The sequence below is a fragment of the uncultured Bacteroides sp. genome (assembly GCF_949298305.1).
GTDB lineage: Bacteria > Bacteroidota > Bacteroidia > Bacteroidales > Bacteroidaceae > Bacteroides.
The window spans coordinates 36,711-62,458 of the sequence record NZ_CASFWU010000015.1 but is presented as its reverse complement, the minus strand read 5'-3'; the positions used below and the strand labels follow the sequence as shown (position 1 = coordinate 62,458).

16 protein-coding genes are annotated in these 25,748 nt (G+C 58.6%); 5 read left to right on the top strand and 11 right to left on the bottom strand.

The genetic code is table 11. The features are described from left to right. Window positions 1-7: 7 nt before the first annotated feature. From Q1Y74_RS03520 to Q1Y74_RS03510, 3 genes are read left to right on the top strand one after another with little or no spacing between them, the layout of a single operon-like run. Complete coding sequence (locus tag Q1Y74_RS03520) at window positions 8-994, top strand: pectinesterase family protein (protein WP_300812353.1); 987 nt, start codon at window positions 8-10, stop codon at window positions 992-994. Between the two features lie 58 nt (window positions 995-1,052). Beyond that, entirely contained in the window at window positions 1,053-2,819 is a 1,767-nt protein-coding gene (locus Q1Y74_RS03515; RefSeq protein WP_300812352.1) for a pectinesterase family protein, read from the top strand. Window positions 2,820-2,827: 8 nt separating this feature from the next. Beyond that, the gene (locus tag Q1Y74_RS03510; RefSeq protein WP_300812351.1) at window positions 2,828-4,144 is read left to right on the top strand and encodes an acetylxylan esterase; all 1,317 of its coding nucleotides are present in this window, start codon (window positions 2,828-2,830) and stop codon (window positions 4,142-4,144) included. A 763-nt stretch (window positions 4,145-4,907) separates the two neighbouring features. Here Q1Y74_RS03510 and Q1Y74_RS03505 read toward each other — a convergent pair. After that, a complete protein-coding gene (locus Q1Y74_RS03505) occupies window positions 4,908-6,059 on the bottom strand; it encodes an alpha/beta hydrolase family protein (protein ID WP_300812350.1) in 1,152 nt (383 codons plus the stop codon). 174 nt (window positions 6,060-6,233) lie between these two features. Here Q1Y74_RS03505 and Q1Y74_RS03500 point away from each other — a divergent pair, with 174 nt between their 5' ends. Continuing rightward, window positions 6,234-10,694: a two-component regulator propeller domain-containing protein gene (locus Q1Y74_RS03500; RefSeq protein ID WP_300812349.1), complete on the top strand. Its 4,461-nt coding sequence runs from the start codon at window positions 6,234-6,236 to the stop codon at window positions 10,692-10,694. A 61-nt stretch (window positions 10,695-10,755) separates the two neighbouring features. On the opposite strand, the gene Q1Y74_RS03495 is transcribed toward Q1Y74_RS03500, so the two are convergent. The 5 genes from Q1Y74_RS03495 to Q1Y74_RS03475 all read right to left on the bottom strand — a co-directional run bounded on the left by Q1Y74_RS03495 (window position 10,756) and on the right by Q1Y74_RS03475 (window position 16,948). After that, window positions 10,756-12,087, bottom strand: coding sequence for a TolC family protein (locus Q1Y74_RS03495; RefSeq protein WP_300812348.1), 1,332 nt, complete (start codon window positions 12,085-12,087; stop codon window positions 10,756-10,758). Between the two features lie 16 nt (window positions 12,088-12,103). Further along, window positions 12,104-13,210 carry an efflux RND transporter periplasmic adaptor subunit gene (locus Q1Y74_RS03490; RefSeq protein ID WP_300812347.1) on the bottom strand — a complete coding sequence of 369 codons (1,107 nt, stop codon included), beginning with the start codon at window positions 13,208-13,210 and terminating at the stop codon, window positions 12,104-12,106. Between the two features lie 144 nt (window positions 13,211-13,354). Next, complete coding sequence (locus tag Q1Y74_RS03485) at window positions 13,355-14,596, bottom strand: ABC transporter permease (RefSeq protein ID WP_300812346.1); 1,242 nt, start codon at window positions 14,594-14,596, stop codon at window positions 13,355-13,357. 170 nt (window positions 14,597-14,766) lie between these two features. Beyond that, entirely contained in the window at window positions 14,767-16,026 is a 1,260-nt protein-coding gene (locus tag Q1Y74_RS03480) for an ABC transporter permease (RefSeq protein WP_300812345.1), read from the bottom strand. Between the two features lie 205 nt (window positions 16,027-16,231). After that, window positions 16,232-16,948, bottom strand: a complete 717-nt coding sequence (locus Q1Y74_RS03475) for an ABC transporter ATP-binding protein (RefSeq protein ID WP_300812344.1) — start codon at window positions 16,946-16,948, stop codon at window positions 16,232-16,234. 174 nt (window positions 16,949-17,122) lie between these two features. Here Q1Y74_RS03475 and Q1Y74_RS03470 point away from each other — a divergent pair, with 174 nt between their 5' ends. Then, complete coding sequence (locus Q1Y74_RS03470) at window positions 17,123-18,103, top strand: ROK family protein (protein ID WP_300812343.1); 981 nt, start codon at window positions 17,123-17,125, stop codon at window positions 18,101-18,103. 86 nt (window positions 18,104-18,189) lie between these two features. Here Q1Y74_RS03470 and Q1Y74_RS03465 read toward each other — a convergent pair whose 3' ends face one another. The 5 genes from Q1Y74_RS03465 to rplS all read right to left on the bottom strand — a co-directional run bounded on the left by Q1Y74_RS03465 (window position 18,190) and on the right by rplS (window position 25,060). Further along, window positions 18,190-19,629: an efflux transporter outer membrane subunit gene (locus Q1Y74_RS03465; RefSeq protein WP_300812342.1), complete on the bottom strand. Its 1,440-nt coding sequence runs from the start codon at window positions 19,627-19,629 to the stop codon at window positions 18,190-18,192. Further along, complete coding sequence (locus Q1Y74_RS03460; protein ID WP_300812341.1) at window positions 19,619-22,759, bottom strand: efflux RND transporter permease subunit; 3,141 nt, start codon at window positions 22,757-22,759, stop codon at window positions 19,619-19,621. Before Q1Y74_RS03460 ends, Q1Y74_RS03465 begins: the two co-directional genes overlap by 11 nt. Window positions 22,760-22,777: 18 nt before the next feature. Beyond that, window positions 22,778-23,926, bottom strand: a complete 1,149-nt coding sequence (locus Q1Y74_RS03455) for an efflux RND transporter periplasmic adaptor subunit (RefSeq protein WP_300812340.1) — start codon at window positions 23,924-23,926, stop codon at window positions 22,778-22,780. 233 nt (window positions 23,927-24,159) lie between these two features. Beyond that, the gene (locus Q1Y74_RS03450; protein WP_300812339.1) at window positions 24,160-24,507 is read right to left on the bottom strand and encodes a hypothetical protein; all 348 of its coding nucleotides are present in this window, start codon (window positions 24,505-24,507) and stop codon (window positions 24,160-24,162) included. A 199-nt stretch (window positions 24,508-24,706) separates the two neighbouring features. Next, complete coding sequence (rplS, locus tag Q1Y74_RS03445) at window positions 24,707-25,060, bottom strand: 50S ribosomal protein L19 (RefSeq protein ID WP_300812338.1); 354 nt, start codon at window positions 25,058-25,060, stop codon at window positions 24,707-24,709. Between the last annotated feature and the right edge of the window lie 688 nt (window positions 25,061-25,748).

Genomic DNA, 25,748 nt, shown 5'->3' with positions numbered 1-25,748 from the left:
CAAGGCTATGGGAAAAACTGTCCGCAGGAAGGGCTTGTTAGCCTGCCTCCTGCTCTGGGCCTGCCTCCTGCCGGCTGCGGGGCAGTGGAAGGACACGCTGGTGGTGGCCCGCGACGGCACGGGCGACTACCGCACGCTGACCGAAGCCATGGAGGGCATTCGTGCCTTCATGGACTATCGGGTGACGGTGCTGGTCAGGAACGGCCTTTATAAAGAGAAAGTCGTGTTGCCCTCGTGGCTGCAAAACGTGGAGTTTGTGGGCGAGGATGCCGAAAAGACCGTCATCACCTACGACGACCACGCCAACATCAACCGCATGGGCACGTTCCGCACCTATACGTTCAAGGTGGAAGGGAACGACATCACCTTCCGCAACCTGACAATCGAAAACAACGCGGCCCCCTTGGGGCAGGCCGTGGCACTGCACACCGAGGGCGACCGCCTGGTCTTCATCAACTGCCGCTTCCTGGGCAATCAGGACACCGTCTATACGGGCGTGGCCGGCACGCGGCTCTACTTCAAGAACTGCTACATCGAGGGCACTACCGACTTCATCTTCGGTCCCTCCACGGCCCTGTTCGAGGGCTGCACCCTCCACAGCAAACGCAACTCCTATATCACGGCAGCCTCTACGCCGGCCGACGTGCCGGTGGGCTATGTGTTCAGGGGGTGCAGGCTGACGGCCGCTGCCGGGGTGGACAAGGTCTATCTGGGGCGCCCGTGGCGACCGTATGCGGCCACCGTCTTCATCGGTTGCGAGATGGGAAGTCACATCTGCCCGCAGGGCTGGGACAACTGGCGTAATGCGGAGAATGAAAAGACTGCCCGCTATGCGGAGTATGGCAATACGGGCGAAGGGGCCGACACGACGCGGCGCGTGAAGTGGGCCGTAAGGCTGACCGCCGCCGAAGCCGCCCGCTATGACGACTGGGACTACTTGTTCGAGGCTTGCTCCAAGTGGAGGAGGAATCAGGCATTAGGTGTGAGGCATTAGGTATGAGGTTTTGGAGAGGGAGGGTAGGCTTCCCCGTAATTCGATATAGATGAAAAACATGAAACAGAAACTGATTGTGCTTGTGGGGCTTCTGCTGCTCCTTTCCTCCTTCAAGGCGGACAAGCCTGTGATTACCATTTTTATGATTGGCGACTCTACCATGGCCGACAAGGACCTGACGGGAGGAAACCCCGAGCGGGGCTGGGGACAGATGCTGCCCGGCTTCCTCTCCGAAGAGGTGCGTGTGGACAACCATGCCGTGAACGGGCGCAGCACCAGGAGCTTCATCGACGAAGGCCGCTGGGACAAGGTGCTCTCCCTGATAAAGAAGGGCGACTATGTTTTCATCCAGTTCGGCCACAACGACGAGAAGACCGACCCCAAGCGGCACACCGATGCCGGGGGAGGTTCGTTCGATGCCAACCTGAAGCGCTTTGTCAACGAAGCCCGTGCCAAAGGGGGCATCCCCGTCCTGTTCAACTCCATCGTGCGGCGCAACTTCGGTACGGCCGACGGCAGCGCCATTGCCGCCGCCATCAGCCAGGACGACATCCGCCGCGGCGTGAACCCCGACGCCAAGCACGAGGCACGCGCCGAGCATCCGCAGGAGGGCGACCGGCTGATAGACACGCACGGATCCTACCTCGACTCGCCCCGCAACGTGGCGCGCGAGTTGGACGTGCCCTTTGTGGACATGAACCGCATCACCCACGAGCTGGTGGAAGGCCTGGGCCCTGTGGAGTCGAAGAAACTCTACATGTGGGTGCCCGCCAACACGGTGCCCGCCATGCCCAAGGGACGGGAGGACAACACACACCTCAATATCTACGGTGCGCGCGTCGTTGCGGGACTGACGGTGGATGCCATAGCCCAGGCCGTGCCCGCACTGGCGCCTTACGTCCGTCACTACGACTTCGTGGTGGCGCAGGATGGCAGCGGCGACTTCTTCACCGTGCAGGAGGCCATCGACGCCGTTCCCGACTTCCGCAAGAACGTGCGCACCACCATCCTGGTGCGCCGCGGCGTGTACAAGGAGAAGGTGGTGATACCCGAAAGCAAAATCAACCTCTCGCTCATCGGGCAGGAGGGCGCCGTGATTTCTTTCGACGACTATGCCTCCAAGCCGAACCGCTTCGGCGAGAACACCGGCACGTCCGGCTCCGCCTCGTGTTACATCTACGCCCCCGACTTCTATGCCGAGAACCTCACTTTCGAGAATACCGCGGGGCCCGTAGGCCAGGCTGTGGCCTGCTTTGTCAGTGCCGACCGCGCCTACTTCAAGCACTGCCGCTTCCTGGGCTTCCAGGACACTCTCTACACCTACGGCAAGGGCTGCCGCCAGTACTACGAGGACTGCTACGTGGAGGGCACGGTGGACTTCATCTTCGGCTGGTCGACGGCCGTGTTCAACCGCTGCCACATCCACAGCAAAGGCAAGGGCTACGTGACCGCCCCCTCTACCGACGAGGGGCAGCCCTACGGCTACGTATTCTACGACTGCCGCCTGACGGCCGACGAGGGCGTGTCGCAAGTCTACCTTTCCCGTCCCTGGCGGCCCTATGCGCGGGCGGTCTTTGTCCGCTGCCATCTGGGCGGTCACATCGTGCCTGCGGGCTGGCACAACTGGGGCAAGAAGGAGGCCGAACGCACCGTGTTCTATGCCGAGTATGGCAGCACCGGCGCCGGGGCGGCTCCCGAAAAGCGCGCCCCCTTCTCCCGCCAGCTGAAAGACCTGGAGGGCTACTCCATGCAAGAAGTCCTGGCGGGCGCCGACGGCTGGAACCCTGTGGAGAACGGCAATATATTGTTGAACCTCAAACGATGAATGGAACCATGAAACACTATTTTTTCTTCTTCCTTGCCTTGTGCACTGTCCTGCTTCCCTTGCGGGCAGAGAACTATCCTTATCGCAGCGACGTGCTGTGGGTGACGGTGCCCGACCACGCCGACTGGCTGTACCGCACGGGCCAGCAGGCACAGATTGAAGTGCAGCTCTACCGCTACGGCATCCCGCAGGACGGGCTGACGGTGGACTACGAGATAGGGAACGACCTGATGCCCGCCGACACCTGCGGCAGCGTGGTGCTGAAGGACGGGCGGGCACGGATTGCGCTGGGCACGATGAAACAGCCCGGCTTCCGCGACTGCCGCCTGAAGGTGAGCCTGGACGGAAAGACCTACAAGCACCACGTGAAGGTGGGCTTCTCGCCCGAGCAGCTGCGGCCCTATACCCAGGAGCCTGCCGGCTTTGCCGCTTTCTGGCAGACGTGCCTGGACGAGCAGGCCCGCTTCCCCCTGAAATACACCCGTACACGGGCCGAGGAATACTGCACCGACCGGGTGGAGTGCTACCTGGTGAAGCTGCAGCTGAACAGCCGCGGGCAGGCCGTCTACGGCTACCTGTTCTATCCGCGGGGGGCGCAGCCGGGCTCGTGTCCCGTCGTGCTCTGTCCGCCGGGGGCAGGCATCAAGACCATCAAGGAACCCCTGCGCCACAAGTACTATGCCGAAGAGGGCTGCATCCGCTTCGAGATGGAAATCCACGGCCTCGACCCCACGATGTCCGAAGAGGCTTTCCGGGAAATCAGCGCGGCCTTCAACGGCCGCGAGAACGGCTACCTGACCAACGGGCTGGACAACCGCGACCACTACTACATGAAGCGTGTCTACCTGGCCTGCGTGCGTGCCGTCGACCTGCTGACCTCGCTGCCCGAGTGGGACGGCCGCAACGTCATTGTGCAGGGCGGCAGCCAGGGCGGAGCCTTGGCCCTGGTGACGGCGGGGCTGGACAAGCGCGTCACCGCCTGCGTGGCCAATCATCCCGCCCTCAGCGACATGGCGGGCTACCGGGCCGGGCGGGCAGGCGGCTATCCGCACTTTTTCCGCACGGAGGGCATGGACACGGCTGACAAGCTGCAGACCATGGCCTACTACGACGTGGTGAACTTTGCCCGCCGCATCCGGGTGCCCGTCCGCATGACTTGGGGCTACAACGACGACGTTTGTCCGCCCACTACCAGCTACATCGTCTACAACCTCCTGGAGGGTCCCAAGGAAGCACTGATAACCCCCGTCAACGAGCACTGGACGTCCGAAGAGACGGAGCGCGGCCACCTGGAGTGGATCAAGGCGCACCTGATAGAGCCGTAAACAGGTTGGGGGAGCGGCCGGAAGTTGTTCGGGGTCTTTTCCGGATACGGGGCAACGCCGGCGCAGATTGGGTTCAGGTCCGGCTCCTCCGGTTTTCAATCCGGATTGCCCGGGCTTGGCAGGCATCTGCTTTAGCGTGCCGATGGCGAAATTCCCGCTTTACATTCTGACACTTTGACTTTTCGGATGCGCGAGAATCCGTTTTTTCGGCCTTCCCTTCGGCTTGCACGAAAAAACGGAAGCGAAAATCCGTAACCGCCAGCATGGCAGGAGGATAGCGAAATCCTTACATTTGAAAGAGAAAAAATAACGGCTTCCGAGGGCGGAAAATGCCCTCTTTACAGCTTCCAAATGCCACTTGGGAGGAGCCGGCTACCCTTCCGGGAGGCCGGAACAAGGCTTTCCGGTCCTCCGGACAAGCAATTTGCCCGTTTCCGGCAAGCATTCTGCACGCTCTGCACAAGCAATCTGCGCGGACGAAGCAAGCACGGTGGGTGGACGGAGCTTGCACGGCGGACGCTCTATCCTGCCCGGAAGTGTCCTTTCCACCTCTATTTCGTGACTTCCGCAAGAAACCTGTGTCAGCGAAACGCTCTTTTGTCTGACTTTTTGCAAGCGATTTTTGCTTCGGGTGTGCATTTGTCTAAGGCGGGAATGCTCTGTGCCGGGGGCATGAAGATGCGGCACCCCCGTGCGGTTTTCCGTAGCACTCCTGTCTTGTCCGTTATCTTCGGCGGCTTGGAATTTCAGAATGTCCGGCAGGCTATTCCAACCATTTCCCGAAGAACTCCAGCACCTGCTGCTGCATCTGGCGGTTGAAGAAGTGCTTCTCGTCCCAGAGGCGGGTCACCAGCCTCTCGCCGGCTCCCTGGCTTTGCCAGACGTCCCTCATCTCGCGGTAGGCATCCTCCACACCCTCTACGGGGAAGAGTTTGTCGTGCGTGCCGTTGAAGAACAGTGTCGGCTTGGGGCAGGCGATGGAGGCCGTGTGCGGATAGTCCAGGTAGCGGCGCAGGCCGGGGACTATCATGGAGAAGGCCGAGCCGCCCTTGTTCTGGTTGTTGGTCAGCGTCATCAGCTGTTCGGTGGTGTTCATCCAGCAGACCGAGGCCGAGGCCCGGACGGCATCGCTCAGCGCGGCCAGCATCCACGAGCGGTAGGCGCCCATCGAGAAGCCCAGGCACCCCACGCGCCCCTTGTCCACAAAGGGCAGCGAGGCCAGAAACTCGGCGCTGCGCAGGTCGTCGGCATGGATGAACGAGGCCCACGAACTGCCCATTTGCAGGAAGTTGGACGCCAGTGCCTGCTGCCCGTCGTAGTCCACGCCCTCCTTGCGTCCCCGTTCGCCCCAGTAGAGGGCGTCGATGGCCAGCACCACATAGCCGTTGCGGGCCAGCAGGTCGCCCACAAACTGCCCGTCGTAGCACTGGGCTGCCCAGCGTTCGGCATCCGCCCTCACCGAGTCTGCCACGTGGAAGGGGCGTACCATCTTCTCCTTGCCGATGCTGAAGTGCGCGCCGTGGTCGTGCAGCAGGACGATGGCAGGGAAGGGACCCTTGCCGTCGGGCACCAGCAGATAGGCGGGGATGCGGCACCAGGCCGAGACATTGAAGTGTATTTTGCGTGCCTCGTAGCCCTCGCGCCGTTCGCAGTCGGTGGTCTCGGGGGCATAGTCCTGCGGTGCGGGCGGCAGGTTCTGCAGGCATTCCGTCAGCACCCCTCGGGCCTCCGTCCGCCATGTATCAAAGTCCCTGTAGGAAGAGCGGCCCCAGGCCAGCGGGTAGTTGAGCTGTTGTTTCAGCTGTTCGTAGAAGGTGGGCATGTTTTTGACCACGCCGTAGGCGGTGTCTGTCTGTGCGGTGGCTTCCGGCAGGAGCAGCGCGAGCAGAAGCAGGAAGAGGACGATGTGTTTCATGACTGTACGTTTGGTCAGACAAAAGTAGCCCTATTTTGCCGGAAGTCAAAGCCGGGAGCGGCTATTTTGTCAGGACTTTGGCAGAGGTGTCTTTCTTTCCCTGCTAATTTTCCCTTTCGGAAGGGGTGTTATTTCAACGAAATCAGTATCTTTACCGCATTGAATAGACTGGTTATGAAAAGAATCTTATACCTGATAGGCACATTATGGGTGGCTGTGTCGGCCTTGGGACAACCTTGCTGCCGCTTCACTCACTACTCGTCCGAGGACGGACTTTCCCAGAATACCATTATGAGCATGTTGCAGGACCGGAAGGGGAACCTGTGGTTCTCCACCTGGGACGGCATCAACAAGTTTGACGGCTATACGTTCAAGACCTATAAGGCACGGCCTGACAACCGCATTGCATTGACAAACAACCGGGTGGACAACCTGTGCGAAGATTGCTACGGCTTCATCTGGCTGCAGACTTACGATAACCGTGCTTTCCGGTTCAATCCGCGTACCGAGGTGTTTGAACGTGTTCCCGTGGAGGCTGACAACGGAGGCACAGCATCGGTATCCGCCGTCAGGGTGCTGCAAGGGGGAGGCGTGTGGCTGCTGACGGAGCACGACGGCGTGATAGCCGTGTCCACCGACCCGGAGACGTTAGAGCTGTCCACGCGCTGGTATTCCGAAAAATCGGGCACCTTTACTTCCGGCCGCATCTTCGATGTGTTCGAGGACCGTTCGGGCAGTGTCTGGCTGCTGTCGGATAACGGCCTGGGCCGCGTGGCGCCGGGCGAGGTGGAGCCGGTCACCTATTTCACGGAGTCCGAGCGTGGAAAATCTTCGCACGGGCAGCTTTTCTTCTGCGGCGAAGAACTGGACGAGGAAATCTTCTGGGGCTCCAACCAGGGCCGAGTGTGGCGTTACCGCAAGGCCGACGGAACTTTTCGTCTGCTTCAGCTGCCCGTAGTGGCGGACGTAGTTTCCATACACAGGCTGGAGGGGCAGGAGGTGCTGCTGGCCACGGATACTGCCGGCTTCTTCGTCTACAACCTGCTGACCGGAGAATCGGAGCATTACGGAGCATCAAACCTGCCTGCCGCCCCCGTCGTCTCCACTTATGTGGACAGCGGAAAGGAAGTCTGGTTCGAGCAAGAGGTGGAGGGAACCGTGGCCCACTTCAATCCTTATACCCGTCGGCTCAAGATAGAGGTGGTCAGCGTGGAGCCAACGACTACCGATCGCTCGCGCCCTGCCTTCCACATCCACGAGGACATTCACGGCACGGTGTGGGTACATCCCTACGGCGGTGGCTTTTCGCGCTTCGACCGCGAGGCTAATTGCCTGCGCCCCTTTTACAACAGCCTGACGGACGGCCGGTGGCGCTTCTCCAACAAGATACATTCCGCCTTCTCCGACCGTCAGGGCAACCTCTGGCTCTGTACCCACTCCAAAGGGCTGGAGAAGGTGGCCTTCAGGCAGATGCAGTTTGCCATGATGACACCCGAACCCCATCCTTACGAGTCGTTGAGCAACGAGGTGCGTGCCCTTTGTGAGGACAAAGACCGTAACTTATGGGTTGGCTTGAAGGACGGCAAAGTGAGGGTGTACGGCCCTGATTACAAGGAACGTGGCTACTTGACGGAAGACGGTGTGGTGGCCCGCACGGGGATACCTCTGCGCGGAAGTGCCTATTTTATCTTGCAGGACAGCCGGGACAATCTCTGGATTGCCACCAAGGGCGATGGTCTGGTGAGGGCAGAGCCCCAGGGCGCCCGCTACAGGCTGACCCGTTTCCGCCATGACCCGAACGACATCTTCAGCCTGAGCGACGACAATGTCTACTGCGTCTACGAAGACAGCCGCGGACGCATTTGGGTAGCCACCTTCGGCGGTGGGATAAACTGTCTGACCCGTGACGAAGAAGGCAGGGAAATCTTTGTGAGCCATCGGAACAACCTGAAGCAATACCCCATAGACCATTGTTCGAAGGTACGTTTCATCACGGGCGATTCTAAGGGGCATCTCTGGATAGGCACTACGGCGGGTGCCCTGGTGGTGGATGACGACTTCACCACTCCCGAGGATGCGGTGTTTCACCACTTTCTGAGGATACCGCAGGATGCGCACAGCCTGAGCAACAACGACGTGCACTGGATTATTTCCACTCGTGCTGGCGAACTCTATCTGGCCACTTTTGGAGGCGGGTTGAACAAGTTGCTGTCGCTGGACCGTGAGGGGGACGCCAAGTTTAAGTCGTACAGTGTGGAGAACGGCCTTTCGTCCGATGTGCTGCTCTCCATTCGTGAGGATGCGGCAGGCAATCTCTGGATGAGCACGGAGAACGGCATCTGCAAGTTTGTTCCCTCGGAAGAGAAGTTTGAGAACTACAGCGACAATTCCATCTCTTTCCGGGTACGCTTCAGCGAGGCCGCCTCGGCCTATACCAGTCAGGGGCGGATGCTGTTCGGCGCCAGCAACGGCGTGCTGCATTTCAACCCCGACTCCATCCGCAAGGACGGCTTTGTCCCGCCCATTGTTCTCTCCAGCCTTCTGGTGGCCAACGAGAGTGTGCAGCCCGGTGAGAAACCGTACATGCACGAAAACCTGGACGACATGCGGCAACTGACCTTGTCCCACCGGGAGAATATCTTCACCATCCAATATGCCGCGCTGGACTATTCGGAACCTTACAGTACGCAGTACGCCTACATCCTGGAGGGCTTCGAGCGGGCTTGGAACTATGTGGGTACGCAGCGCACGGCCACCTATACCAACCTGCCCCAAGGGCACTACGTCTTCAAGGTGCGCTCCACCAATGCCGACGGCGTATGGACGGAGAACACCCGTTCACTGGACATCGAGGTGCTTCCCTCTTTCTGGGAAACTCCGTTTGCCTACTTCCTCTATGTTTTCTTCTTCCTGCTGATTACCGTGACGGCGGTCTATATTCTCTTCATGATTTACCGTTTGAAGCACAAGGTCTACATGGAGCAGCAGATGACGGACATGAAGCTGCGCTTCTTCACCGACATCTCCCACGAGCTGCGCACTCCGCTTACGCTGATTGCAGGCCCCGTGGAGCATGTGCTGGAGAATACCGCCCTGCCCGACGAGGCCCGCGAACAACTGAAGGTGGTGGAGCGTAACACCAACCGCATGCTGCGCCTCATCAACCAGATACTGGATTTCCGCAAGATACAGAACAGGAAGATGAAGATGCAGGTGCAGCGGACGGACGTGGTGGCCTTTACCCGCAAAATCATGGAAAACTTCCGTTCGGTGGCCGAAGAGCACCAGATAGACTTCCTGCTGGATACGGAGAAGGAGGAACTCTACCTGTGGGTGGATGCGGACAAGTTCGAGAAGATTGTGTACAATCTGCTGTCCAACGCTTTCAAGTACACCCCGAACGGCAAGATGATTTCGGTCTTTATCCGCGAGGACGAGAAGAGCGTCTCCGTGGGTGTGCGCGATCAGGGCATCGGCATTGCCGAGAACAAGAAAAAGTCCATCTTCCTGCGCTTCGAGAACCTGGTGGACCACACTCTCTTCAACCAGTCCAGTACGGGCATCGGCCTGTCGCTGGTGAAGGAACTGGTGGAGATGCACAAGGCCGTGATTACCGTGGACAGCAAACTGGGTGAGGGGAGCTGCTTCACGGTGGCTTTCCGAAAAGGACGCGACCATTACGACGGGACCGTTGAGTTCTTGCAGGACGACACCACTGCAGGCATGGTCGTGGAGCGTATGGAAGCCGAGAAGGAAACCGACGCTTCGGATGAGGCGACCCAAGAAACGGCCGAAGAGGGTGAAGTCAATGCTGCGGACAAGGACGTGATGCTGCTGGTGGAGGACAACTCCGAGCTACGTATGTTTCTGCGCAGCATCTTCTCGGCCGACTATCGCATCGTGGAGGCCGCCGACGGCGTGCAGGGACTGGAGAAAGCCTTGCAGTCGTTGCCGGACATCATCATTAGCGACGTCATGATGCCCGAGAAGGACGGCATTGCCCTGACGCGCGACCTCCGGGCCGACCTCACCACCAGCCACATCCCCATTGTGCTGCTCACGGCCAAGACCTCCATTGAGAGTAAGCTGGAGGGGCTGGAGTACGGGGCGGACGACTACATCACCAAGCCCTTCAGTGCCACTTACCTGAAGGCTCGTGTGAAGAATCTGCTGACCCAGCGCTACAAGTTGCAGAAACTCTACCGTGAGGGACTGATGGCTGCCGGCGCGCAGCCTGTGCCCCCAGAAAACACGCAACCCGAGGATGCCGCCGAAAGCAAGGGACCCGAAATGTCGTCGCACGACCGCAAGTTCATGGACAAACTGGTGGAACTGATGGAGAAGAACATGGACAATGGCGACCTGATGGTGGACGACCTGGTGCAGGAACTGGCTGTCAGCCGCTCGGTCTTCTTCAAGAAGCTGAAGTCGCTGACAGGCCTGGCTCCCGTGGAATTCATTAAGGAAATGCGCATCAAGCGGGCCGTGCAGCTGATAGAGACGGGCGAATACTCCATGACACAAATCTCCTATATGGTAGGCATCAACGACCCCCGCTACTTCAGCAAGTGCTTCAAGCAGAAGATGCAGATGACGCCCACTGAGTACAGGGACAAGGTGATGGCGGGCAAATGACAGAACAGAAGAACTGCCTTTTTGCCCGAGGAAAAACTTGCCTGCTTGCTGCTCTGTCGTTCTATTCGATGGGAATCCCTTTGTAGAAGTCCAGAATCTTGGTGCGGAACAGGTAGTCGTACTTGGCTTGCAACTCGTCGCTTTGGGCTTTCATCAGGTTTTGCTTGGCCTCGTTGTACTCCACGGCGTTGGCCTTTCCGTTCTCATATTTCTGGGCCGTCAGTCGGAAGGACTCTTCGTTGGCCAGGGTGGCGGCGTGGCTGCTGGCAAACTTGCTCTCGGCCGCGGTGGCGTTGTACCATGCCTGCTGGATTTCCTTGTAGAGCGTCTTTTTGACGTTTTCCAGCTGGAGGGCGTAGTTGTCGCGCTGGAGGCGTGCGGTGCGTACCCGGTTGCGGGTGGAGAGGCGGTTGAAGAGGGGCACGCTGAGGCTGACACCCAGGTATTTGCTGAAGTTGTCGCCCATCTGCTGGCGGAAAGTGCGGTTGATGGTGGAATAGTAGCTGGTGCCCAGGCTTCCGTTCAGGCTGAGCTGGGGATAGAAGCCGCTCTGCGCGATGCGGATGCTGCGCTTGCTGCCTTCCAGACGGTACTGGGCGGCCTGTACGGAGGCTTTTTCCGTGAGGGCTGTCTGGTAGATGTCGTCCGGCGGAGTGATGGGCGAGGGCTTGAGGGCAATGTCGGGCGCCTCCAGTACAAGGCCTTCGGGCGTTTCCAGTTCAATCAGCTGGCTCAGGGTGAGCAGGGCGAGGCGGTAGTCGTTCTCGGCCTGCACGGCTGTCATTTCGTCCTGTGCCACACGGGCTTTGGCTTCGGCCACTTCGGCTGCCGAGGCTTTGCCCACGGCGGCCAGTCCGCCGATGCGTTCACTCTGCTGGCGGCTCAGCGCCACCTGTCCCAGCGCCACCTGATGAAGTTCCTGGTTGAAGAGCACCTGGAGGTAGGCCGAAGCGATGTTGATGGCAATGTCGTCCTTGGCCTTCTGGAGGTCGGCGGTGGCGGCTTTCAGGTTCAGTTTGGCCAGGGCATATTGGTTGGGCAGCTCGAAGCCCGTGAAGAGGGGAATGCTGGTGGAGAGCTGCATGTTGGTGCCGTGGCTGGCGGTGTTGACGTAGACGGTAGAGTAGTCGCCCGTGGTCTCGTCGGGGACGGCGGTCTGCGTGCGTCCCCAGTTCCAGCTTTGTCCGGCGTTGCCGTTCAGATTGGGCAGGCGGGCCCACTTGGCTGTGCTGACCTCGACGGCGCTCTGCTCGGCGGCGTTCCGGCTCTGTTTGATGTCTATGTTATGTTCGATGGCGTAGTCGATGCAGCGGCGCAGCGACCAGGTTTCCTGCGCCTGTACGCTTCCGGCAAGGCCGAGGGCGAGGCAGGCTGCGGTGAGTATCTTTTTCATATCGGTCGGTTTGTTGTTATTCTTGGCTCTTTTCGTTGCTTCTTATCCGGTCGTTGGCGGTGATGCCTTTCTTCACGGCTATCTGGATGCCGTCGCTCATGCCCACTTCGATGGGTTGGCGGCGGAAGGTCTGCTGGGGTACGCTGTCCGTCAGGACGTAGACAAAGGTGCTGTCGTTCTTGAACTCCACGCATCCTTCGGGGATGGCGAGTGCCTGTTGGGCGCGTTCGAGCACGATTTCACCGTTGGCCGAGTAGCCCGAGCGGATGACCACCGTGTCGGGCACGCTGACGGCAGCCTTAATCTCGAACTGGTTGGCGCCGTTGGATTCGGTCGACTTCGGGGCGATGTATTCCAGTTCGGCCTGGAAGGAAAGGTTCTGCAAGGCGCCGATGGTGATTTTTACAGGCATTCCTTCGCTGACGCGGCCCACTTCGGTCTCGTCAATGTTGCCGCGGAAGATGAGGTCGTTCATGTCGGCCACGGTGGCAATGGTGGTTCCGTCGTTGAAGGTGTTGCTCATGATGACGGAATTACCCACCTTGACGGGCACGTCCAGAATCAGGCCATCGATGGTCGAACGAATCAGGGTGCTGGAGAAGGAAGCGCTGCTCTGCGTGATGCCCTCCTTTACAATCTGCAGGTTGTCCTTGGCGGCCTGCAGTTCTTCGCGGGCCTGGCGGACGGTCACCTCGCCCTTCTCGTATTCTTCGGCGCTGATGAGCTTGTCCTTGTAGAGTTTCTCCAGGCGGGCAAAGTCGGTTTCGGCCTGCCGTCCGTTGATTTCGGCCAGGCGGACGCGGCTCTCGGCGGAGTTCAGCGTGCCCAGTTCGGGGATGACCTTTACCTTGGCTATCACTTCGCCCTTCTTTACCTTCTGTCCGGCTTCCTTGTAGACCTCCTCGATGATGCCAGAAATCTGGGGCTTGATGAGTACTTCGTCCCGCGGCTCTATCTTGCCGGTGACGACGGTGGTCTTTTCCAGGTCGGCCAGGGCAGGAGTTACAATGTCATAGACGGTGACTTGTGGTTGCGACTTCAGGTAGAGGAACACGAAAGTCCAGATGAAGATGGCGGCCACAATGACCAGCAACGCAATTTTCAGAATCTTTTTTGTTTTCATATTGAATGCTTGTTGATAGTTTATATTTCTTCTACGTTCAGTGATGGAAGCTTCATTCCATTGGCTTTCGAATAGTCATTCGATAGGCTTTCGAATAGCCATTCCAAAGGCATTGGAATAGGCATTCCAAAGGCGTTGGAATGTTCATTCGTCACGTATCGCCTCGATGGGCTTGATGGCCATGGCGCGATAGGCTGGCGCGAGGCCTGCCAGCACACCGAGGGCGATGAGCAGCACGCAGGTTCCCACGGCCATGCCGAAGCTGACCTGATAGTGTGTCTCGACGACGCCCTGCGGATTGGCGGCGGCTTCGAGCACCTGGAGCACCAGCACGGCCAGCGAGATGCCCGCCATGCCCGCCACGGTAGTCAGCACCATGCTCTCCGAAAGTATCTGCTGGAGAATGTCGCGTGGACGGGCTCCGATGGCGCGGCGGATGCCGATCTCGGTGGTACGCTCGCGTACGGTCACCATCATGATGTTCGATACGCCGATGGCTCCGGCAAAGAGCGTACCCAGTCCCACCATCCAGATGAGGATGTGCACGCCCGTCATCAGGGCGTCCATCATGGAGAACATGGCTTCCACGTTGAGCATCATCACTGCCTGTTTGTCATCGGGCGATATGTAGTGGGCAGCCTTGACGGTCTGTTGCAGTTCGTCCTCCACGTCGGCCACCTTGACGCCGGGCTTCATGGTGAAGCACACCAGTTCGACGGTATTGCCCAGGTTGTACATCTTCTGCATGGTGGTGTAGGGCAGGGTGACGGCTTCGGAAGCCTGTCCCTGTATGTTGACGTTGCCTTCGGACGAGCACATGCCCACCACGCGGTAGTAGATGCTGTCCACCTGCACGTACTTGCCGCAGGGATCACCTCCCTTGGGGAAGAGACTTTCGTAGACGCGCTTGCCGATGACGCACACCTTGCGCGCTTCTCGGATATCCACGTCGTTGATGAAGCGTCCGTAGGCCATCTCCTGATGTTCTATCTGTTCGTAGTCGGGGTAGAGTCCCTTGACGCTGCAATCGTATTTGTTGCCTTCGTAGATGGCAGTCTTGCCCCATTTGGCCACGGAGGGAGTGGCAATGTCTATCTTCTCCAGCTTGCCTATCCGCTCCACGTCGGCCATTTCCAGGTCCCAGCTGCGCCCTTTGCGGAAGCCTTTGTAAGCCTCGCCCGTCGGCTGGGCGAAGATGAACCCCGAATTGGTGGCAAACCCCTCGAACTGTTTCCGCAGTTCCTGTTCCATGCCTTGTCCGCCTCCCATGAGGGCAACGAGCATGAAGATGCCCCAGAATACGCCGAAGGCCGTGAGCAGGCTCCGCGTCTTGTTGCGGGTGATGGTGACGAGGATTTCCTCGCAGGTGTCTTTGTCTATTCTCATAATGAATGAAAAGCCTCACCCCCGGCCCCTCTCCCGGGGAGAGGGGAGCAGGGGATGATACTTTATGATGATTGAATGTATTATACCATATTATCTATTAATCTCTATTCTTAAATTCCATATCCTTTCTCCCCTCTCCTCGGGAGAGGGGCCGGGGGGTGAGGCTTTATTTAGTCCGCCCTCAGCGCCTCAATCGGCTTTATCTTCGTAGCCTTGCGGGCGGGGAAGAATCCGGCCAGCGTGCCCGCCACGACCAGGGTGAGCGTGGCTTGTATGGCGATGCGCAGGTCGACCGTCGGGTCGCTGAACATCTTGGCCTGAAACATGCCCGCATCCATCGTCTGGCTTCCGAAAGTGCTGTCCATCCACTCCGTCACGCCGATGCCCGCCACCATGCCGATATAACCGAACAGGGTGGTGATGGTGACGCTCTCCACAATGATGAGCCAGAGGATGGAGGCCGGTTTGGCTCCCAGTGCCTTGCGGATACCGAATTCGTGGGTCCGCTCACGCACGGTGATGAGCATGATGTTGGACACGCCCACGATGCCGCTCAGCAGCGTAAAGATGCCGATGACCCAGATGGCTGTACGCAGGATGCCCATGGCGTTCATGGAGCGCAGATAGTCGGTGAAGCGGTTCCATATCCAAATGGCGCTGGTGTCGTCCGGCGAGAAGCGGTGGTTGGCGCCGAGGACGCGGCGGTAGTCTTTCTCGAAAGCCTCGTTGCTCTCTATCGAGGTCAGCCCTTCGGTGGTGAAGAGGATGTTGTTCAGCTTGTCGCCTTTGTTGTAGATGGTTTGCAGGGTACTGAAAGGGATGTAGGCCTCGCTCGGCTCGCTGTTGCCCTGGTCGTTGTAGAGGCCCACTACCTGATAGGCCACTCCGCCGGCGTTGACAAACTGCCCGATGGGCTGTGTATGGGTTTTGCCGAAGAGAATGTCCGCCGACTTCTTATGGAGGACGATGACCTTGCGCCGCTCCTTCAGGTCTATGTCGTTGATGAAGCGTCCTTCGGCTGTCTTCACCGGCTCAATTTCAGTATAATTGGGATGTACGCCCAGCAGGGAGAGGTTGACGTACTCCTTACCGAAACTGATGTTGAGCCCGCTTTGGCGGACAGTGGCGCCAACGCTGGTCACGTTCTCGGGGAACTGTTTTTCGGTGTCCGCCAGGTCGCGGTTGTCCAGTTCGATGCGCCGTCCTTCCTTCAGACCGTCGTACGAAAGGGTTGTCCAGCCGGGGAAAATGCGGATGGAGTTGAGCGCCCGTTCGGACGAGTTCTGCTCAAAAGCGTGGATGAGGCCGTTGCCCGCCCCAAGGAGCACAATGAGCATGAAGATGCCCCATGCCACGGCAAACCCCGTCAGGAAGGTGCGCAGCTTGTTGCGCTTCAGGGTGCCGTATATTTCTTGCCAAAGGTCAATCATAATTGTCTTTATTTAGAAGTTAGAGGAAGTTAGAGGGAGTTATCGCCCGCTTTGGCGGGCTATGGAGTTAAAGGCCGATACTTGATTTCTGATACTTGGTGCCAATAGGCCGTTTCATCAAGAGTAATGCTATGGGCTTTCAACTTCCCAAACAGAGCGAAGTGGTAACTTCCACCAAACTCCCTTTAACTCCTTCTGATAAAAATCATTTCATGAACCCGTCCCTGCCGAAGGGTGAAGCGTCGTGGTTCAGGTTCTCTTCGATGGTGCCTATCACGCCGTCCTTGATGTGGATAATCTTGTCCGTCTGGTTGGCCACGCCGCTTTCGTGGGTCACGACGACGATGGTCATGCCCGTCTGGTGGAGGTCCTTCAGAATCTGCATCACTTCGACCGAGGTCTTGCTGTCCAGCGCGCCCGTGGGCTCGTCGGCCAGGATGATTTGCGGACGGGTGATGAGGGCGCGGGCGATGGCCACGCGCTGCTTCTGTCCGCCGGACATCTCGTTGGGCATGTGGTGCGCCCAGTCCTTCAGGCCCAGGCGGTCCAGATACTCCAGCGCCAGGGAGTTGCGTTTCTTGCGGCTCACACCCTGGTAGAAGAGAGGCAGGGCCACGTTCTCCACCGCGTCCTTGAACGAGATGAGGTTGAACGACTGGAAGATGAAACCAATCATGCGGTTGCGGTACTCGGCGGCGCGCGTCTCGCTCAGGTTCTTGATGAGGGTGCCGTTCAGATAGTATTCGCCCGTGTCGTAGTTGTCCAATATACCTAATATATTAAGTAAGGTGGATTTGCCCGAGCCCGAGGCCCCCATGATGGAGACGAATTCCCCCTTGGCAATGTCCAGATTGATGCCCTTGAGCACATGGAGCGGCGCGCCGTTGTTGTATGTCTTGTTGATGTCTTTTAGCTGTATCACGACTGTCTCAGTTTTTTCAGTATATTACGATTTGTTTTGTCATTAGACGTGCAAAGGTTACGAAAAGTTGCAAACTGTGCGAACTTTTTCAAGAAAAGATTTTGCATTGTCATTTTTCTTTGTGATTTTTGTAAGCAGAATCATTGAGTCACTAACCCTATAAACGAAAATATTATGAATTCAAACATGGAGCGCCCCTATGTAGTGGGCATTGACATTGGTGGTACCAATACCGTATTCGGTATCGTGGACGCACGAGGAACTATTATTGCAAGCGGTGCAATCAAGACGGGAGCCTATGAAAAGGCCGATGAATACGTGGACGAAGTTTGCAAGAATCTGCTTCCTCTGATTATTGCCAACGGCGGTGTGGAGAAGATTAAGGGCATCGGCATCGGCGCGCCTAACGGAAACTATTACAGCGGCACCATCGAGTTCGCCCCCAACCTGCCCTGGCGTGGAGTCATTCCTTTGGCTGCCATGTTTGAAGAAAGACTGGGCATCCCCACAGCCCTGACCAACGACGCCAACGCGGCCGCCATCGGCGAAATGACCTACGGAGCCGCCCGAGGCATGAAGGATTTCATTATGATTACCCTGGGCACAGGCGTGGGCAGCGGTATCGTGGTGAACGGACAAATGGTGTATGGACATGACGGCTTCGCAGGCGAATTGGGACATACCATCATCCGCCGCGAGAACGGACGCCTCTGCGGATGCGGACGCCACGGCTGTCTGGAGACTTACTGCTCGGCTACGGGTGTGGCACGCACGGCACGCGAATTCCTGGCCGCACGCACTGAGCCCAGCTTGCTGCGTTCCATCCCGGCGGAGAACATCACTTCCAAGGACGTATATGACGCAGCCGTGAAGGGCGACCAGCTGGCCAAGGACATCTTCGACTTCACTGGAACCCTGCTGGGCGAGGCACTGGCCGACTTCGTCGCCTTCTCCAGCCCCGAAGCCATCGTGCTCTTCGGCGGTCTGGCCAAGTCGGGCGACTACATCATCAAGCCCATCCAGAAAGCTCTTGACGAGAATGTGCTGAACATTTACAAAGGAAAGACCAAACTGCTGATTTCCGAACTGAAGGACTCCGACGCCGCCGTGCTTGGCGCAAGTGCCTTGGGCTGGGAATTGAAAGACATCAAATAACAGGTTTCTCCGGTTTCACACGAAGGGGACTTGCCTGGAGGCAAGTCCCCTTCTCTGTATCCGCAAGTCTGCACAGAAGTGGGGAGCTATAAACTTCCCCCTCCTAAAGCACGATATAACAACGCTTTGGTGATACAGCACTGGGCACTGAGAGCGGCGTACTCCAGTTCGCAGTCCAGGTAGCGCTCGTCTGCCGAGAGCACTTCCAGATAGCCCACAAAACTCAGCTTGAACAGTTCGTTGGCGTGGTCTATCGAGCGGTGGTGTACCTCGCTTTCCTCCCGTTTCAGTTCTTTCCGCTTGTGAATCCGCTCGCTGGACACAATCAGGTTGGTCACCTCTTCGTAGGCCTTCAGCACCGTCTCGTGATAACCCTCCAGGGCGATGCGCTGGCCGGCACGGGCGTTCTCCCATAAGCCCCTGATTTCGTATTGCTTGAAAAGGGGAGCCGTAAGCCCTGCCCCCAGGCTGTAGACCAGCGAGGCGGGCGAGGTGAACCACCGGCTGATGTCGAAAGCGTTGAAGCCCGCGCTTCCCCCAATCTGCAAGGAGGGGAAGAAGGCCCTGCGCGCCGCCGAGAGGTCGGCTTTGGAGGCAATCAGTTCCAGCTCGGCAGCCCGCACGTCGGGCCTGAGTTGCAGCAGTTGCGAGGGTACGCCCGCCTCAATGGGGAAGTTCAGGCAGTTCATCTCTTCAAACGTAATCCGGTCGACGGCAAAGGGGAACACCCCCATCAGCGTAGCCAGGCTTCGCTCCTTCTCTCCTATCCGCTGTTCGGTTTCCACCAACATCCCTTCCAGCCTGAGCAGGCGGCTCTTGAACTGGTCGACGGCCAGTTGGGTGATTTCTCCTTCCTGCTTCAGCTGGTAGGTCAGTTCGTAGGAGGCCTGTGTGTCCGTTATCGCCCTTTTCAGGGTGGCCAGCTGCTTGTCCAGCCCCACCAGTTCAAAGTATTGCGCGGCCACTTCGGAGATGAGGGTGGTCTGTGCCAGCCGTGCCGCCTCCTTCGAGGCCATCCACCGGGCCGCGGCTCCCCGCCGCTTCTGGTTCAGCTTCCCCCAGATGTCGGCCTCCCATTGGAAGCCGATGCCCAGGTTGAAGTCCCTGTACGGGTCGGGGATGTGTTTCTCCTTTGCCAGGTCGGGCGTATTGGTGGTGCTGTTGCCCACCCCGTCCATGGTGTATTCGCCGAACTTCTGCACGCCCGCCTGTGCACCGATGGTCAGTTCGGGAAACAGGGCGCCTTTCTTCATTCGTACCTGTGTGCGGGCCATGGCCACCCGCTCCATGCTCTGGCGGAAGGAGTGGTTGTTTTCCAGGGCAGTCTGTATGTAGCCCTGCAGGATGGGGTCGGGGAAGAACTGCTTCCAGGGCAGTCCGCCGATGTGTGCGGAGTCCGCCCCGCCGTGCAGATAGGCCTGGGGCAGGATGATTTGTTCGTCGGGAGCCAGTGCGGGAGCCTTGCAGCCGCCTGCGCCGACGGCAAGGACTCCGGCCAATATCAGGATATAGAGTTTAGTCTTCATATTCAAGATTGCTTTTATTACGTTTGAGGCGGGTAGCCAAAGTTTCAAAAACGACATAGAGGCCCGGTACGAGGAAGATGCCCACCAGCGTCCCGATGAGCATTCCGCCCGTGGCGGCCGTGCCGATGGAGCGGTTGCCCAGGGCTCCGGCTCCGGTGGCTATCATCAGCGGGATGAGGCCGCAGACAAAGGCGAAACTGGTCATCAGGATGGGGCGCAGGCGGCTGCCGGCTCCCTTCAGGGCAGCTTCCTGTATGCTCATGCCCTGCTTGCGGTACTGGTTGGCCATCTCGATAATGAGGATGGCGTTCTTGCCCAGCAGGCCGATGAGCATCACCAGCGCCACCTGCGCGTAGATGTTGTTCTCCATCCCCGTGAGCCAGAGCAGCAGGTAGGAACCGAATACGCCCGCGGGCAGCGAGAGGATGACGGGGAACGGCAGCAGCAGGCTCTCGTATTGCGCGGCCAGCAGCAGATAGACAAACAGCAGGCTGACGGCGAAGATGGCCAGGGTCTGTCCGCCCGACTCCTTCTCCTCGCGCGAGACGCCCGACCACTCGATGTCATAGCCGCGCGGCAGCACCTCGCGGGCTATCTCTTCCACCGTGCGGATGACTTCGCCCGAGCTGACGCCCGCGGCCGCCTCGCCGCTGATGAGGGCCGAGGTGAACATGTTGTAGCGCGTTATCTGGTTGGGACCGAAGATGCGCTCCATGGTCAGGAAGTTGGAGTATGGCACCATGTTGCCCTCCTTGTTCTTGGCAAAGAGCGCGTAGACGGCTTCGGGATTGGTGCGGTACTCGGGCGACGACTGGAGCATCACCTTGTACATTTGTCCGAAGCGGATGAAGTTGGACGAGTAGAAGCTGCCGATGTAGGACTGCAGCGTCTCCATCGACTCGTTGACGTCCACGCCCAGCTTGGCCGCCTTGTCCAGGTCCACCTTCAGCAGGTACTGCGGGAAGTTGGGATTGAAACCCGACGAGACTCCGCGAAGGCGCTTGTCGGCGTTCAGCCGCTGCACCAGGTCGTCGGCCACGGCAGCCAGTTCCTCAAAACTGCCCGCCGTCTTGTCCTGCAGGCGGAGTTCAAATCCGCTGGCGTTTCCGAAACCGGGGACGGTGGGAGGCAGGAAGAACTGGATTTCGGCGTCCTTGATGTGCGACGTGCGGTCCTTGTAGATGTCCAGCAGCTCGGCGGCGCTCTCCTGCCGCTCGTCCCACGGCACCAGGTTCAGCATACCCATGCCGAAGCTGGCTCCTTCCGTTTCGGTCATCAGGCTGTAGCCTGCCAGGGTGGACACGCTCTCTATCTCCTCAAAGGGCAGCAGGGCGGCCTGCACCTTGTTCAGGGCGGCTTCGCTCCGCTCCAGCGTGGCGCCCGGAGGCGTGTTCACGTTGACGTAAATCATGCCCTGGTCTTCGTTGGGGATGAAGCCCGAAGGCAATATCCGGTTGATGCCCAACGTGCCCAGCAGGAAGAGAATCAGGGTGAGGTAGGTGAACGAGCGCCGGCCCAGGTACTTGAGCAGGCCCAGCTTGTAGCGGTTGCGGAAGCGCTCGTAACCCTTGTTGTAGACAATGAAGAAGCGGCGCAGCAGCGTGGGCTTCTCCGACTTGCCGTGGGCGGGCCTGAGCAGCATGGCGCAGAGGGCCGGAGAAAGGGTGAGGGCGTTGATGCCCGAAATGACGATGGCCACGGCCAGGGTCAGCGAGAACTGCTGGTAGAAGATGCCCACCGTGCCCGACATGAAGCCGGCGGGGATGAACACGGCCGACATGACCAGCGTGATGGCCACAATGGCGCCGCCAATCTCGTTCATGGCCGCCACGGAAGCCTTGTAGGGCGAGAGCTTCTCGCGGTGCATCTTCACGTGGACAGCCTCCACGACCACAATGGCGTTGTCCACCACGATGCCGATGGCCAGCACCAGGGCGAAGAGCGTCAGCATGTTGATGGAGAACCCCATGAGCTCCATGAAGAAGAACGTACCGACGAGCGATACGGGAACGGCAATGGCCGGAATCAGCGTGGAGCGGAAGTCCTGCAGGAAGAGGTAGACCACGATGAACACCAGCAGGAAGGCCTCCACAAGCGTGCGCAGCACCGACGAGATGGACGCCTCGAGAAAGCGGGAGACGTCGTAGGAGATGTTGTACTCCATGCCGGGCAGGAAGCTGCTCTCCTTGATTTCCTCCATTTTCTCCTTGATGTTCTTGATGACCTCGCGGGCATTGGAGCCGGGCCGTTGCTTAATCATGATGGAGGCCGACGGCTTGCCGTCCGTCATGGACACCATGTTGTAGTCTTCCGAGTCGAACTCGACGGTGGCCACGTCCTTCAGGCGGAGCACGGAGCCGTCGGGCAGGGCCTTGAGCACGATGTTGCCGTACTCTTCGGGCGTGCTGAACTTGCCCGTGTATTGCAGCGTGTATTGCAGCTGCTGGGGCAGCTTGTCGGAGCTGATGCCCGTCTTGCCCGGTGCGGCCTCGATGTTCTGGCTGCGGATGGCGGCGGTGACGTCCTGCGGCGACATGTTGTAGGCGGCCAGGCGGTTGGGGTTGAGCCACACGCGCATGGCGTAGTCGCGGCTGCCCATGATTTCCACAAAGCCCACACCGTCAATGCGCTTCAGTTCGCGCAGGATGTTGATGTCGGCAAAGTTGTAGACAAACTTCTCGGTGTGGGCACTGTCCGTGCTCATGATGTTGAGGTACATCAACATGCTGTTCACCTCCTTCTCCGTAATCACACCCGCGCGGATGACTTCTTCGGGCAGCTCGTCGAGCACGGTGGTGACACGGTTCTGCACGTTCACGGCAGCCACGTCGGGGTCGGTGCCCACCTTGAAGTAGACGGTGGTGAGCGACATGCCGTCGTTGGTGCAGACGGTGGTCATGTAGGTCATGCCGGGCACGCCGTTGATGGCCCGCTCGAGGGGAGTGGCCACGGTCTTGGACATCACGTCGGCGCTGGCGCCCGTGTAGCGCGCGGTGACGGTCACCGAGGGCGGCACAATGTCAGGAAACTGCGTGATGGGCAGGGTGCTGATGGACAGCAGGCCCAGGCAGATGAAGATAACGGAGATGACACCCGAAAGGATGGGGCGTCGAATAAATAGTTTGAACATACGCTGTCTCCTTTCCCGTTAAAGTTCGTCCGATTTCTTCAGTTCCTCCAGTATCCGGGCGTAGTCGGTTGGCTTGGGCTTGATGCTCATGCCGTCCTTCACCATCTGCACGCCTTCGTAGACGATGGTCTCGTGGGGTGCAAAGTCCTGCGACACGTAGAAGCCCTTGTAGCGCTCGAGCGGAGCGAAGCTGCGCACCTTCACGATGCCGGCCGAGTCCACCAGATAGATGTAGGTGAAGTCCTGAATCTCGAAGGTGGACTTCTGCGGTATCAGGCAGACGTTGTCCATGCGGGTCATCATGCGTATCTTGCCCGTCACGCCGTGCTTCAGCAGGTTGTCGGGGTTGGGGAAGCGCACACGGAAGGCAATGGAACCCGTTCCCCGCTCGAAGTCGCCCTCCACGGTCTCCATCTTCCCCCGGTAGGGATAGACCGACTCGTCGGAGAGGATGAGTTCGATGTTGTCCATCTCGGGCTGGGTCTCGCCCTGCAGCTGGGCGCGCTTGTATTGCAGGTATTCGCTTTCGTTCACCTTATAATATACGAACACCTCCGAAACGTCGCTCACCGTCGTCATCAGGCTTTGCGGGGTGACCAGACTGCCCACCTTGTAGGGAATGCGGTCTATGTATCCGCTGAAGGGCGAGGTGATGGTGGTGTAGGAATAGTTGGTCTCCGAGCGTTGCAGCTGCGCCCTGGCCTGCTGCACCTTCATGCGGGCCACTTCCTTGGCGGTATTCACCTGGTCGAGGCGGATTTTGGCAATGATGTCCTTCTCCACCATGCGCTGGATGCGCTCCGCCTCGTACTTGGCCATCTGGTACTCGGCCTCGGCCTGTTTCAGGTTGGCCTCGGCCTCCCTTACGTTCTGGCTGTATTCGGCGGAGTTGAGGCGGAAAAGGGGCTGGCCCTTCTTGACCAGTTCGCCTTCGTCCACGTAGATTTCTTCGACGAAGCCTTCCACTTTCGACTTCACTTCGACGAACTGCACGGCCTGCACGTCGGCCACGTAGGTGCGGGGCACTTCGATGGTGGTGGGCTCCAGCGTGATGGTCGGGATGGAGTCCTTCAACTGTGTGCTTGCATGGTGCGACTTGCTGCACGAACAGACGGCGCAAGGTAGCAGCGCAAGCACGGCTAACTTGTAATAATAAGCATTTTTCATAAGCTGTTTATGTTTGTAGTGATGAATAACCTGTATGTGGGGCGGGGACGGACGAGGGGCGGAAGGGGGATGGGAGAGGCGGACGGCACGGCGCTATGGTCCGGGCCTTTCCGGCCGTGTCTTTCTGCGGAAAGACATGCGGGTACCGCACCTGCACACGACGGCCGCTTACGGGGCTTGTGTACAGGGATTTTCTCCACGCTTCCGGCTCTGGGGCGTCGGCGCGGAGGTTCCTAAATCAGGAATATGCAGAGCAGGGAGTGTACCTGCCTGCCCGTAGGGGGGGTAAGTGTGGGACGGGCGGAAAGGGGCTGTCTTGTCTCTTCGGTCTGTGAGGCGAGAGACGGGAGCAGGAATATGTGCCGGGGCTCCAGTCCGACGTGGCCCGATGTGTAGCGGTAGTAGGACTCGGCCTGGGTTCGGGCGGAGGATGCGGAGCCGTCCGTCTGTTCGGTGGAGGGTTGTAAAGCGGGTTCTTGAACAAGCGCGGCATGTCCTACCACATCCAGCTGTACGGACAACAGCATGAGCGTGAAGACGAGGCGGGCGAGGTAGGTCTGTATGCTTCTGGGTTGCTTCATCAAACTGTTCAAGTGTGCTTAGATTGAAAATGCGCTACGAAGATAGTAAATTTGTCGCTTCTTTTCTGTGGATTGCAAGTATATTGGGCAGTTTTATAATATTTTAAAAACTTTACCCTTCTGTACAGATGCTAAAAAAGGGAAATCTTCCTGAGAAGACCTCCCTTTTTTATTCTGAAACCAAAGCTTCCGGACGAGCTTATCCGTTGGCTCTTTTTTCTCTGATTCTTGCTTTCTTGCCGGTGAGTGCACGCAGATAGTACAATTTGGCGCGGCGAACCTTACCTACCTTGTTCACCTCGATGCTGTCGATAGCCGGTGACTCCAGCGGGAAAATACGTTCTACACCGATAGTACCCGACATCTTGCGAACAGTGAAGCGCTTCTTTTCACCGTGGCCGGAAATCTTGATAACAACGCCGCGATACAGCTGAATGCGTTCCTTGTTACCTTCTACGATACGATATGCTACGGTTACAGTGTCGCCTGCCTTGAAGCTGGGATGTTGTTTGCCGGTAGCAAATGCTTCTTCTGCAATTTTAATTAAATCCATTGTTTTTATTATTAAATTGTTTGATCGTTACAACGCAACATACCAGGCTTCTCTCCATGTCCTGACAGCGATTGCGCGAAAGCGGTGCAAAGGAACAAATTATTTGTCAGATACACAAATGTTTCTGCTGATTTTTGGGCCGGCACCCCCTTTTATGCTGCCCGGAGGCGGTTGGAACGTGAGCGGGCCGTTGCGTCTTCCGTCTGTCCGTGCGGCCTCTCCCCGTTCTGGATGGGAGCGCTTGCCGTGTCAGTTCAGGACGGAAAATGATTGCAAAAAGTCGGCGGAAGGGGCTTTCCGCTGACACGGGCTTTTGGAAAAATGCACGAAACAGAGGCCGGGAAGCGCCTCCCGGCGTGTTTCTGGGGGGGCACTGTGCTTGCTTCGTCCGTCTGCCGTGCTTGCTTCGTCCGTGCAGATTGCCTGCTTTGTTTGTGCAGCATGCTTGTGCCGGGCGCGCAGCATGCTTGCTTCGGGCGCCGGAAAGCCTTGTCCCGCCCTCCCGGAAGGGTAGTAGGCTCCTCCAAAGTGGCATTGGGAAGCTGCAAAGAGAACATTTTCGGCCCTCGGAAGCCGTTGTTTTTTCTCTTTCAAATGTAAGGATTTCGCTATCCGGCTGCCATGCAGCGGCTTACGGAATTTTGCTTGCGTTTTTTCGCGCAAGCCGGACGGAAGGCCGGAAAAACGG